The 13,393-nt window shown below is 46.5% G+C and carries 9 protein-coding genes; all 9 read right to left on the reverse strand.

The annotated features are described in order from the left end of the window. Nucleotides 1-53: 53 nt before the first annotated feature. Nucleotides 54-1,883, reverse strand: a complete 1,830-nt coding sequence (gene uvrC, locus ACTHY5_RS00380; protein ID WP_441874845.1) for an excinuclease ABC subunit UvrC — start codon at nucleotides 1,881-1,883, stop codon at nucleotides 54-56. 8 nt (nucleotides 1,884-1,891) lie between these two features. Further along, the gene (gene uvrY, locus ACTHY5_RS00385; protein WP_441874847.1) at nucleotides 1,892-2,533 is read right to left on the reverse strand and encodes a UvrY/SirA/GacA family response regulator transcription factor; all 642 of its coding nucleotides are present in this window, start codon (nucleotides 2,531-2,533) and stop codon (nucleotides 1,892-1,894) included. 365 nt (nucleotides 2,534-2,898) lie between these two features. Next, nucleotides 2,899-4,794, reverse strand: a complete 1,896-nt coding sequence (locus tag ACTHY5_RS00390) for a SurA N-terminal domain-containing protein (protein ID WP_441874849.1) — start codon at nucleotides 4,792-4,794, stop codon at nucleotides 2,899-2,901. 115 nt (nucleotides 4,795-4,909) lie between these two features. Continuing rightward, entirely contained in the window at nucleotides 4,910-5,182 is a 273-nt protein-coding gene (hupB, locus tag ACTHY5_RS00395) for a nucleoid-associated protein HU-beta (protein WP_208004770.1), read from the reverse strand. Between the two features lie 218 nt (nucleotides 5,183-5,400). Then, nucleotides 5,401-7,752 carry an endopeptidase La gene (gene lon, locus ACTHY5_RS00400; protein WP_441874906.1) on the reverse strand — a complete coding sequence of 784 codons (2,352 nt, stop codon included), beginning with the start codon at nucleotides 7,750-7,752 and terminating at the stop codon, nucleotides 5,401-5,403. Between the two features lie 200 nt (nucleotides 7,753-7,952). Further along, on the reverse strand, nucleotides 7,953-9,233 hold the full coding sequence (clpX, locus tag ACTHY5_RS00405; protein ID WP_441874851.1) for an ATP-dependent protease ATP-binding subunit ClpX: 1,281 nt from the start codon (nucleotides 9,231-9,233) through the stop codon (nucleotides 7,953-7,955). Between the two features lie 81 nt (nucleotides 9,234-9,314). Continuing rightward, the gene (gene clpP, locus ACTHY5_RS00410) at nucleotides 9,315-9,938 is read right to left on the reverse strand and encodes an ATP-dependent Clp endopeptidase proteolytic subunit ClpP (protein WP_441874853.1); all 624 of its coding nucleotides are present in this window, start codon (nucleotides 9,936-9,938) and stop codon (nucleotides 9,315-9,317) included. 88 nt (nucleotides 9,939-10,026) lie between these two features. Next, the gene (gene tig, locus ACTHY5_RS00415) at nucleotides 10,027-11,337 is read right to left on the reverse strand and encodes a trigger factor (RefSeq protein ID WP_441874855.1); all 1,311 of its coding nucleotides are present in this window, start codon (nucleotides 11,335-11,337) and stop codon (nucleotides 10,027-10,029) included. A 311-nt stretch (nucleotides 11,338-11,648) separates the two neighbouring features. Next, nucleotides 11,649-13,346 carry an NAD-dependent malic enzyme gene (locus ACTHY5_RS00420; protein WP_441874856.1) on the reverse strand — a complete coding sequence of 566 codons (1,698 nt, stop codon included), beginning with the start codon at nucleotides 13,344-13,346 and terminating at the stop codon, nucleotides 11,649-11,651. Nucleotides 13,347-13,393: the final 47 nt, after the last annotated feature.

Here is a 13,393-nt window from a genome sequence, read left to right on the forward strand (position 1 = left end):
ATTAGTCAAAGCTACAGTGATGCACACTAACGTGTGCAGCTGCATGGTGGTGTTTAGTGATGCAGTGCATCGTGAATTTTTTCTGCTAATGCTTGGCTGATCCCTGGTACTTTAGCCAGCTCATCAATGCTTGCACGTTTTACTTCTTGAATGCCGCCCAAGTATTTTAACAGAGCTTGGCGTCGTTTGCTGCCCACTCCAGCAATGCTTTCTAAGGTGCTGGTGGTACGCGCTTTACCTCTTTGTGCTCTGTGTCCGGTAATAGCAAAGCGGTGCGATTCATCACGAATATGTTGAATAAGGTGCAATGCCGGTAAGTCGGCAGGTAAATGTCGCTCTTCATGGTTGCCCCCCATAATTAAGGTTTCTAGGCCAGCCTTACGGGTCACACCTTTAGCAATGCCAATAAGCAATGGTTGCCGTGGGCTGTCTACTAATTCACGGGCAATCACTTCTTCAGCTCTTGCTAACTGTCCCAAACCACCGTCAATAAATAAGATATCAGGCAGTTTATCAAGCTCCGCCTGATGAAAGCGGCGGCTTAGGGCTTGTTCCATGGCCGCATAATCATCGCCGCCGGTAATCCCGGTAATATTAAAGCGCCGATATTCACTTTTTTGCGGGCCCTCTTGATTAAAGACCACACAAGAAGCGACGGTTTTCTCTCCCATGGTATGGGAGATATCAAAGCACTCCATACGAGAAATGGGCGGGCAAGCCAGCACCTCTTCTAACTGAAGCAGGCGCTGGCGTTGGGTGCTTTTATGAGCTAAATGACTGGCAAGGGCTGTTTCAGCATTGGTATGAGCCAGCTTAATAAATCGCGCTCGCTCGGCACGAGTGCGGCTACGTAATTTGATACGGCGGTTAAAGTGCTGACTTAATGCCTCACTTAACGCCTCTTCGTCGGCCAAGGTATGATCTAACAGAATTTCTGCGGGCGCCTCTCGCCCGCCAATACCCGCTAAGTAAAATTGCAGCACAAAACTTTCTAGTATTTCTTCGGCCTCGGTACCGGCAGGCATTTTAGGAAAGTAACTCCGACTTCCCAACACATTGCCTTGGCGAATAAACAATACTTGCACACAAGCTTGATGGTTCGATTGCGCTAGGCCAATCACATCTAGCTCATCAAGTACATTGCCGCTTACAAACTGCTGCTCTTGTACTCGGCGTAGGGCATGAAGTTGGTCGCGATATTTGGCCGCCTCTTCAAAGCGCAACTCGTTACTCGCAAGCTCCATGCTATTGGCCACATCTTGCAGCACTTGTTGGTTTTTACCTTGTAAGAATAAACGCGCGAGTTGTAATTGATGGTTATATTCTTCATCACTCACCAAGCCGGGCACACAAGGGCCTGAGCAGCGTTTAATTTGGTAAAGCAAGCAAGGCCGAGACCGATTGGCGTACACGCTGTCTTCGCATTGGCGTACTGGAAATAGCTTTTGCATCAGGTGCAAACTTTCCCGCACCGCAACCCCGTTGGGGTAAGGGCCAAAATACTCGCCCTTTTTTTTACGGGCCCCGCGGTGTAACCCAATGCGGGGGTGTTGATGTTCAGTGATAATGATATAGGGGTAGGATTTATCGTCGCGCAGCAAGACGTTGTAACGTGGCAAATGCTGCTTGATCAGGTTGTGCTCAAGTATTAACGCTTCGGTTTCGGTGTGGGTCACTGTGACCTGTACATCACGAATGTGGCGTACAAGCGCACGGGTTTTCTCGCTACTTACTTGAGCGCGAAAGTATGAAGCCAGACGCTTTTTTAGGTTTTTAGCTTTACCAACATAAATAATAACCCCAGCGTCATCAAACATCAGATACACGCCAGGTTGCTCTGTTACCACCTTTAAAAAGGCGGCTGCATCAAAAGAGTCACTCATTGATAAGGCTATATTTTATCTGCATCCAAGATACCATAACGGATGGCAAGGTGTGTTAGCTCAACATCGCCATTAATATCCAGTTTGCTGAATAAACGATAGCGGTAGCTGTTCACGGTTTTTGGGCTTAAGCTTAACTGTTCAGAAATATCTGTTACCCGCTCACCCTTGGTGATCATCAGCATTATCTGTAGCTCTCGCTCCGATAAGTGCTTAAAGGGGTTTTCGTCATTAGAAAATTGGCTTAAAGCCATGCGCTGGGCAATATCAGGCGAAATGTAACGCTGACCACTGTGTACCAAACGAATCGCATTAATCATTTCTTCTGGTGCAGCCCCTTTGGTTAAGTAACCACAAGCGCCGGCTTGCATCACCTTAGCAGGAAAGGGGTTTTCGGTATTAATGGTCAGCACAATAATTCTAATGTCTGGGTTAAAGCGCAGTATTTTGCGGGTCGCTTCTAAGCCACCAATTCCCGGCATATTCATGTCCATTAACACCACATCGGGATGTTGCTCACGACACCATTGTACTGCTTCTTCACCGCTGCAGGCTTCACCCTGCACTTTCATTCCCTTGACGTCTTCTAGTATGCGTCGGATCCCTGTGCGCACTAACTCATGGTCATCAACCAGGAATACGTTAATCAAAAGATGCTCTCCGACTGTATTAATACCAACTTCATTAATAGATGACCTTGTTTAGGCAAGGGCTACGGCCTGATCAAGCCGTTAATTTACTTGGTATAATTAACTCATTATATAATATGATTTCTATTAGCATCATAGCGAAGATACCACCGAAAAGGAAACGCTAGAAACGGAAACTCGCCAGCTCTAGGTCGCACTGGCGAAATAGCTTTTATAGAAGGCTTATTGCTGTCTGCTCTATGGCTTGCCGCGTCGCGGCGTAACTCACGACGAACAGCTAAAATACTCAGGCAAATTTCATGCGCTTCACGTTTTATATTGCCATTAAAAAAGGCGCCGTAGCGCCTTTTTTAAATGATTGATAATTAGAAATTATCATCTGCTGCTAGCTTGCGATATTGAATACTCGCCGAAGCTTTAAGCGCCGAGAGCAAGCTTTCGTATTCACGCTGCCCTTGAATGCCAGTTTGCCCTTCTTGAATTCGCGCTAGTGAATCGGAAGGTTCAGTCGGCGTTATCACCGCATTAAGCTTTAGTACTGCTTGACTGCCATCACTTAAGCTTAAGGTACGCACACTAGGTGTTTGCTCTGTGGGGGTAGGCATGGCAAATAACGCACTTAACACGGCACCGTCTTGTTCACTTTCACGCGTCACCTTATCAAGCTTATTAACCGTTAGGCTATGCTCCGCTAACCAAGCAGCTTGCTCTCCTGCTATCCACGCTTGTTGTAACTCAGTCGCGGCAGTCGCAGCTAATTGGCGAGCTTTATCGGCTAACGCCAACTCATGTACCTGGTCACTCACGTCGGTAAAATCACGTACTGCAGCGTCTCTATGCTCAACTAAGTGGATGACCACAGCTTTGTTATCGCCCAGCTCGATCACATCGGAGTTCATGGCTTGATGGCGAAAATCTTCAGCAAAGGCCTGAGTCAGAACACGCGTGTCATTGAGTATCTCGGGGGCGGTTTGTGCCGAGAAAAACTCAGTTGTCACAATGGGTAAATCCAGCTCATCTGCAACCATGTCTAATGAGTCAGGAAACTCAAATGCCAGCTCGGCTAGACGCTGTTCCTGTTCATAAAACGCATTGGCGGCTTGTTCTTGCACTAAATGACTACTAATGACATCACGAACTTCAGCCAGTGGTTGGGTGGTTGCTTCACGCTTATCTAGCAAAGTAATAAGGTGAAAGCCAAATTCACTCTCTACTATCTCAGATACTTCGTTAATATCGGTTAATTCAAATGCAGCAGCATCAAATGCAGGATCTAAAGCTCCCTGCTCCATCCATTCTAATTCGCCGCCTTGCGCCCCTGAGAACACATCGTCTGACTCAGCTTGGGCAAGTTCACTAAATGATTCGCCTGCCATCACACGGTCACGAATAGCCTGTAGTTTTTCTTTAGCATCGTCGCCTTTGTTTAACATGATATGAGCAACTTGGCGCTGCTCTGGCTGTGTATAAGCGGATAAGTTGGCCTGATACTCTGCCTCTATATCAGCCTCATCCACAGCGGCATTAGCTTGTGCGCTAGCATCTAGCAATACATAGTTGATTTTAACTTGCTCTGGGCGCTGAAACTGGTTGGCGTGCTGTTCATAATACGCCTTGGCCTGTGCTGAGGTTAACGTCACCTCGTTACTAAAATTTTCAAGCGGCAAACGCACTAATTCAGCATGGCGCTGTTGGCGGCTAAGTGTATCAAGCAAGCCTGCTTCGGCTTCTAAGGTAAAGCTTGAACCAATAACGGCATTTAATAACATCTGGCGACTTAAGTCTTGGCGCATATTATCACGCAGCTGCTCAGGGGTAATGCCACTGCGCGATAATAACTGTTGATAGCGCTCGTTGTTAAATTGGTTGTCTTGCTGAAATTCAGGCAGTTCACGAATGGCATTACGCACTTGGCTGTCACTGGCGTATAAGTTGAGCTCTTGCACTTTTTGATCAATTAAGCGCTGTTCTATTAACTGCTCAAGTACCGAACGGCGTAACTGCTCTACATATAAAGGATCACCCAGTAGCTCACTAAACTGCGGACCCAGTTGACCTTCTAACCGAGTGCGCTCATTGCGGTAGGCATTTTCCAGCATCTGAGCCGTCACATCTTCGCCATTAACCACAGCTGCCACTTCTTCTTTAGGCTGCGTAACGTAGCTACCAACCCCGGCGAGGGCAAAAGATAAAATAATTAATACTAGGATGACTTTAGACACTGTGCCTTGAGCGCCCGCTCTTAATTTGTCAAAAAACATAATGTGCTTTTACTCCCGCAGATGGGATATTGAGTGGTAATCGAAAAAAAGCGCACCAATGTGATGCGCCTTCTAACATGCTTGCTAGCGGACTTAATGCCCTGCACACACGTCTTTAGTTCACTGCGTCTTTTAAACCTTTACCGGCTTTAAAGCCAGGTGTTTTAGCTGCAGCAATCTCAATTGCAGCACCGGTTTGTGGGTTACGGCCGGTACGAGCAGCGCGTTCGCGCACAGAAAAGGTACCAAAGCCCACTAAAGAAACAGTATCGCCTTCTTTTAATGTCTCGGTAATAGAGTCAACAAAGGCGTCTAAGGCACGGCCAGCTGCTGCTTTGCTAATGTCGGCGCCATCGGCAATTTTGTCGATCAGTTGCGATTTATTCAAAGTCATTCCCCTTGTCGTTAATACGTTACTGCTTAGCAGCAACCCGTCTATTTTATTATTAATACAGTAAATGAATGGCTTGCTCCCCAACAGGGATCCATGCCGGCTGATTCACATAAACAGGCTACCTAGTAACAGCGTAGCTAAATTATTGTGCTCAAGGCTACTGCGACTTGGGGCCGCTGACAAGTCAGAAACCCCAAGTATGGCGAAAAAGCTTATTTAGAGACGCCAGAAAAGCCTTCTGGTGGCTGTTCAAGCGCAAGTTCTAGCACTTCTTCTATCCAACGCACTGGATAAATTGTGAGTTCCTGTTTTACGTTTTCTGGAATATCTTCGAGATCACGCTCATTTTCTTTCGGAATGAGTACTCGTTTGATACCACCACGGCGGGCCGCAAGTAACTTTTCTTTAAGACCACCAATAGGCAATACTTCGCCTCGCAAGGTCACTTCACCCGTCATGGCCACATCGGCACAAACCGGGTTACCGGTTAAGCTCGACACCAGTGCTGTGCACATGGCGACACCGGCACTCGGACCATCTTTAGGTGTGGCTCCTTCTGGCACATGCACATGAATATCACGTTTTTCGTGAAAGTCACTATTAATCCGCCATTTATCAGCTCGAGAACGCACCACTGTCATGGCGGCTTGCACCGACTCTTTCATAACATCGCCCAAGGAGCCGGTGTAAGCCAGTTTACCCTTGCCTGGTACGTTAGCCACTTCAATGGTCAACAACTCGCCGCCCACTTCGGTCCATGCGAGACCAGTAACCTGACCAATTTGGTTATGTTCTTCAGCTTTACCGTAGTCAAAGCGCTGCACGCCCAAATAGTCTTTCAGGTTGTTTTGGTTAATAGTCACTTGCTTAATGTCTTTGTTAAGCAATATTTCTTTAACGACCTTGCGGCACAGTTTAGAAATTTCTCGCTCCAGACTGCGCACCCCCGCCTCACGCGTGTAATAGCGAATAATGCCAATAATGGCGGAGTCTTCAATGGTCACTTCAGAGGCTTTTAACCCGTTGCGCTCCACTTGTTTAGCCAGCAGGTGATTTTTAGCAATATTCAGCTTTTCATCTTCGGTATAACCCGCAAGACGGATCACTTCCATACGGTCAAGTAAGGGACCAGGAATATGCATGGTGTTAGAGGTGGCCACAAACATCACATCCGATAAGTCGTAATCGACTTCTAAATAGTGATCGTTAAAGCTGTGGTTTTGCTCTGGATCCAACACTTCTAATAACGCAGATGCGGGATCACCACGCATATCTGATGCCATTTTATCAATTTCATCAAGCAAAAATAGTGGATTACGCACCCCTACTTTGGCCATCTTTTGAATCAACTTACCCGGTAAAGAGCCAATGTAAGTACGGCGATGACCACGAATTTCAGCTTCATCACGCACCCCACCTAACGCCATACGCACGTATTTACGTCCGGTGGCTTTAGCAATGGATTGCCCAAGAGAAGTTTTACCCACCCCAGGCGGCCCAACTAAGCACAAGATAGGCCCTTTTAGCTTTTTGGTGCGACTTTGCACTGCTAAATATTCAATGATGCGTTCTTTAACTTTCTCTAGACCATAATGATCGGCATCTAGGGTTTCTTCGGCTTTGCCAAGATCTTTTTTCACCTTAGATCTTTTCTTCCAAGGCACAGCCACCATCCAGTCGATATAACCGCGGACTACTGTCGCTTCTGCCGACATCGCCGACATCATCTTCAGTTTGGCCATTTCCGCATCTGTTTTGGTTCGAGCTTCTTCGCTCATCCCCGCATCTTCAATTTTTTGCTGTAGCGCTTCAAGTTCATCGGGCACGTCGTCCATATCACCCAATTCTTTTTGAATCGCTTTCATTTGCTCATTGAGATAGTACTCGCGCTGGCTTTTTTCCATCTGCTTTTTAACGCGGGCGCGAATACGGCGCTCCACTTGCAGAACATCCATTTCTGATTCCATCATGGCCATCAGATATTCTAACCGTTCACCTACCTGTACCACTTCTAGCACTTTTTGCTTATCTTCAAGCTTTAAAGGCATGTGGGCAGCCATGGTGTCGGCTAAGCGAGCAGCATCTTCAATCGCCGACAAGGAGGTCAGTACCTCTGGCGGGATCTTTTTATTGAGCTTAATGTAATCTTCAAACTGAGTAATAGAGGAGCGAATTAATACTTCTTGCTCACGCTCATCTAGTGCTTCAGTTTCTAAGTATTGCGTTTGAGCCACAAAGTAGCCGTCTTGCTCGCGTAATTCTTCCATACGCGCACGCTGTCCCCCCTCAACTAACACCTTAACGGTGCCATCGGGAAGTTTCAGCAATTGCAGTATATTGGCAACTGTTCCTACCTGATAAAGATCATCAGCTAGGGGCTCATCCGTTGATGCTTCTTTCTGTGCAACTAGAAAGATTTTTTTATCTTGGTCCATGGCTGCTTCTAAACAGCGGATGGACTTCTCCCGTCCCACAAATAGGGGTATCACCATGTGAGGGTATACCACCACGTCACGGAGAGGCAGAACGGGGGTATCGATGCGTTCACAACGCTCTAGGGTCATAGTGTCCTCTCGGCTTGAATGCAATGTTATAGCGCTTGGGAAGTATATGGGGGCAGGATCTAAAGATTCAATCATTGAGCCCATAAAAACAAAAAAAGGGACATAACGCCCCTTTTTTTGGTCAAAAATAACGCACTTTAGTGTTTGGGCTCACAAAAGATGCCAATGACGCCTAACTCTATTGTGCAGTATTATTGCAATTAATCACCCGACGCGGCCTGTGTATCCTCTTTCTGATAAATCAGTAAGGGAGCCGACTCACCTTTGATGACGGTTTCATCTACCACCACCTTGGCTACATCTTCTTGAGCGGGTAAATCGTACATGGTGTCAAGCAGTACCGCTTCTACAATAGAGCGTAAACCGCGAGCGCCGGTTTTGCGTTCCATGGCCTTGTGGGCAATGGCACGTAATGCGTCATCACGAAATTCAAGCTCTACGTCTTCTAGCTCAAACAAGGCACCATATTGCTTAGTAAGCGCATTCTTAGGTTCAGATAATATCTGAACCAAGGCTGCTTCATCTAGCTCGGTTAAGGTAGCGACTACCGGCAAACGACCAATGAACTCAGGAATTAACCCGTATTTAACCAAGTCTTCTGGTTCAACCTGAGTAATAATTTCACTGAGCGAGGAGCTGTCATCTTTCGACTTCACATCAGCACCAAAACCAATGCCAGTCCCTTTGTCTAAACGCTGTTCAATGACGTTATTTAAGCCGGCAAATGCGCCACCACAGATAAAGAGTATTTTAGAGGTATCAACCTGCAAAAACTCTTGCTGTGGGTGTTTGCGTCCACCTTGTGGCGGAATAGACGCCACTGTGCCTTCAATTAGCTTCAATAAGGCCTGCTGCACCCCTTCGCCCGACACATCACGCGTGATGGAGGGGTTATCGGACTTACGAGAAATTTTATCGATTTCATCAATGTAGACAATGCCACGCTGGGCTTTTTCTACATCGTAGTCGCATTTTTGCAGCAGCTTTTGAATAATGTTTTCAACGTCTTCACCCACATAACCTGCTTCGGTCAGTGTGGTAGCGTCGGCCATGGTAAAAGGCACATCCAGTAAGCGAGCTAAGGTTTCTGCCAATAAGGTTTTACCGCAACCGGTAGGACCAATCAGCAAAATGTTAGACTTACCTAACTCAACCCCTTCAGTGCTACCAGCATTGCGCAACCGCTTGTAGTGGTTGTATACAGCCACCGCTAGTACTTTTTTGGCATGTTCTTGACCAATAACATAGTCATCTAGGCTGGCACGAATTTTATGGGGCGTAGGCAGCTCATTACTTTCTGGCTGGGGCGAAATGTCTTTAATTTCTTCCCGAATGATGTCTTCGCATAGCTCAACACATTCGTCACAAATATAGACGGAAGGGCCGGCAATGAGCTTGCGCACTTCGTGTTGGCTTTTACCACAAAAAGAACAGTACAGCAGCTTACCACCGTCTTCTTCGCCCTTGCGTTTATCTGTCATTCAGTCACCTCGTATGCGTACGGCAAAGGATGTGCTTAGTGCACTCTATTTAAGAGTGTACCGCACACCACGCCGTGTTACTCAATCGCGTTTGAATAATACTTCATCGACCAGACCATATTCTTTAGCTGTTTCTGCGGACATAAAGTTGTCACGGTCGGTATCGCGTTCAATAATCGCCAAGTCTTGGCCTGTATGTTCGGCTAAGAGGCGGTTGAGCTTTTCTTTAATGTAGAGAATTTCTTTAGCGTGTATTTGTATATCAGACGCCTGACCCTGGAACCCGCCCAATGGCTGGTGGATCATCACTCGGCTATTAGGCAGTGCAAAGCGTTTACCTTTTTCGCCACCGGCTAATAAGAAGGCCCCCATAGAGGCCGCTTGGCCCATGCACACTGTGCTGACATTGGGTTTAATAAACTGCATAGTGTCATAAATTGACATGCCTGCAGTCACAGACCCACCGGGAGAGTTAATATACAAATAAATGTCTTTTTCTGGGTTTTCTGACTCTAAGTACAGTAATTGCGCACAAATCAGATTAGCCATGTGATCTTCTACTTGGCCGGTCAGAAAAATCACTCGTTCTTTTAATAAGCGAGAGTAAATATCGTAAGAACGTTCCCCCTTGGCTGTCTGTTCTACCACCATGGGGATAAGAGCAGCTAAGGGCCCGTCCGTCATTGAATCATGCATATTTGACATAAAATAGTGTCCTTAAAACAAAATGGCCCGAGTGCACTTACACTGGGGCCATTATACGCAAGAGCTTAACGACTAAGTCAACTGGTTATTATACGTTAGCACCAGACTTGTTCATTAGTTCATCAAAGCTAACCTGTTTGTCGGTAACTTTAGCTTGGCTAAGCACCAACTCAATTGCTTGATCTTCAATGGCTAGGTTACGCACGTTTTCCAGCATTTCTGGGTTTTCGTTGTAATGTGCCACTACTTCAGATGGATCTTCGTAAGCAGAGGACATATCAGCAATGATGCTTTGTACTTTTGCGTCATCTGCTTTAATTTCGTTTTGCTTGATCACTTCACCCAGTAACAAGCCTACACGTACACGGCGCTCAGCTTGCTCTTGGAATAACTCAGCAGGCAGCTGTGGCACATTGGCTTGATCGGCACCACCAAAACGCTGTAGTGCTTGCTTGCGCAGGGTTTCAATTTCGTTATCGACCAAAGATTGCGGTACATCTACTGGGTTTTGCTCTAACAGACCATCAATGACTTGCTCTTTTACCGAAGCTTTTAAGGCTTGAGCTAGTTCGCGATCCATGTTTTTACGCACTTCTGCTTTTAAGCCGTCAAGCGCACCATCAGCAATACCAAAACGCTTAACAAACTCTTCTGTTAGCTCAGGCAACTCTTGTGCTTCAACTTTAGTGACCTTAACAGCAAACTGCGCTTGCTTACCTTTTAGGTTTTCAGCTTGATAATCTTCAGGGAACGTAATCTCTAGGGTAAAGTCATCACCGGCTTTCTTACCCATTAGACCTTCTTCAAAGCCTGGGATCATACGGCCTGAGCCTAATACCAGTGCGAAGTCTTCAGCGGCACCGCCTTCAAACTCTTCACCATCAATAGAGCCGACAAAGTTCATGGTTACACGGTCATCTGTGCTGGCTGCACGTTCAACGTTTACCCAGTCAGCATGCTGCTTTTGTAAGGTTTCGATCATTTTATCCAGATCGGCATCTTGTACTTCAGCTTGTGGCTTTTCAACGGTTACCGCATCAAGACCTTTCACTTCCACTTCAGGATAGACTTCAAAGGTGGCGATAAAGGTAAAGTCTTCACCTGCTTTAATTGACTCAGGCGCCATAGTAGGCATGCCGGCAGGGTTTAGCTTTTCGCTTATTACCGCTTCAAAAAAGTTACGCTGCATCAAATCGCCTGCTACGTCTTCTTCTACTGACGCACCAAACATTTTCTTGATCACAGTCATTGGCGCTTTACCAGGGCGGAACCCGTCAATACGACGTGTTTTAGCCAATTGACGAAGACGGCTTGTCATTTCGCCATCAACCTGCTCAGCAGGTACGGTAATGGTCAGGCGGCGCTCCAGGCCTTGAGTCGCTTCTACTGAAACTTGCATTCTTCTACCTCAATGTTCTTCAGCACAGTGGTGCTGACCTTGTGGTTAATATAAAACAGCCTGGGCTGCTTCCTTGAATATTGATAGAGACGACCTTGATGCAAGTAAATGGTTTCCATCAAGTGCCCTATTGGCAAATTAGACGCCGCATTATAACGAGGCATGTTGGCAGCGTCGAGCATCACTGGGGCTCAGGTTAGGTTATATGAGGATGAATTTGTGTTTTTCAACTAAAAATCGACATAAAATAAGCTTTATTAAAAAAAGGCATGCCTAAGCATGCCTTTATCTTTGCTAACAGTAACCTTGGCTTAAAAAGAAACGCGACGGTACTGGCGGTATTCTGGCTCCCAGAAGTTTGCCTCAATGGCAGCATCAAGGGCCGCATCAGAAATTTGCAGCGCCTGACCTTGTAGCTGAGCCGTTTTGGCAACCGCTTTGGCTATTTGGCGGCTTACCTCTTGAATGTCTTCTAACGGCGGCAATAATGCCCCCTCAGGATTGTCTACCATAGGCGAACAGGCCGCCAATGCGCGGCTAGCCGACATTAACATGGCATCGGTTACACGTTTAGCACCACAGGCTAATACGCCCAAGCCAATACCAGGGAAGATGTAAGAGTTGTTACACTGCACTATTTCAAAGCGTTTGCCTTTATACTCAACCGCAGAGAATGGGCTACCGGTGGCAACCAACGCTTGGCCATCGGTCCAGTTTAAAATATCTTCTGGGGTGGCTTCTACTCGTGAGGTTGGGTTAGACAACGGAAATACTATCGGACGCTCACAGTGAGAGTGCATGGTTTGAATCACTTCTTTAGTGAACAAACCAGGCTGACCAGATACCCCAATTAGAATATCAGGCTTACCATTTTGCATCACTTCTAACAGCGAAATATTGTCTCCAGAGGTCTGCCACTCGGCCAGATCAGCCGGTGACTGCGCTAATGGACGCTGAAAGTCGACTAAGTTGGGCATGTTGTCGGTGATCAAACCAAAGCGATCCACCATAAATACGCGCCGGCGAGCTTTTTCGTCGCTTAAACCTTCGGCTTTCATTTGGGCAATAATTTGCTCGGCAATACCACAACCGGCTGAGCCTGAACCCAAGAATGCCACTTTTTTCTCAGAAATCTTGCTACCACTAGCTTGGCATGCAGCAATTAAAGAGCCCAAAGTAACAGCCGCAGTCCCTTGAATATCATCATTAAAGCAGCACAGTTCGTCTTTATAACGCGTGAGTACCGGCATGGCGTTTTTCTGTGCAAAATCTTCAAACTGCAACAACACGTCTGGCCAGCGACGTTTTACGGCTTGAATGAAGGCATCAACAAACTCTTCGTACTCTTCGCCCGAAATACGCGGGTTACGCCACCCCATATATACAGGATCGTTTAACAGTTGTTGGTTATTCGTGCCCGCATCTAATACAACGGGAAGCGTGTAAGCTGGCGAAATACCACCACATGCGGTATACAAAGACAGCTTACCAATCGGAATACCCATGCCACCAATGCCTTGGTCACCCAAGCCTAAAATACGCTCACCGTCGGTAACCACAATCACTTTTACATTACGCTTAGTAGCGTTTTGTAAAATATCATCAATGCGGTCACGATCAGGGTAAGAAATAAATAAACCACGGGCACGACGGTAAATATTAGAAAACTCTTCACATGCCTTACCCACGGTTGGGGTATAGATAATCGGCATCATGGTGCTTAAGTTATCGTGAACTAAACGATAAAACAGCGTTTCGTTGGTATCTTGAATATTACGTAGGTAAATATGCTTATCAAGGTCGTTTTGAAAAGCAGTGTATTGCTGATATGCCCGTGCAGCTTGCTCATCAATGGTTTCAATACAGTGAGGTACTAAACCATCTAAGTTGAAGGCGATACGCTCATCCTTAGAAAATGCACCGCCTTTGTTAAGCAGGGGTGTTTCAAGTAGGGCTGGACCGGCATAAGGTACATAGAGGGCACGTTTTTCATGATGCTCTTTGGGCATAAGACATCTCGCTTAAGTTATAGTCCCGCAGGGGAATTTGATTCGAA

The sequence above is a fragment of the Oceanisphaera sp. genome (assembly GCF_052084945.1).
In the GTDB taxonomy this organism is placed as follows: domain Bacteria; phylum Pseudomonadota; class Gammaproteobacteria; order Enterobacterales; family Aeromonadaceae; genus Oceanimonas.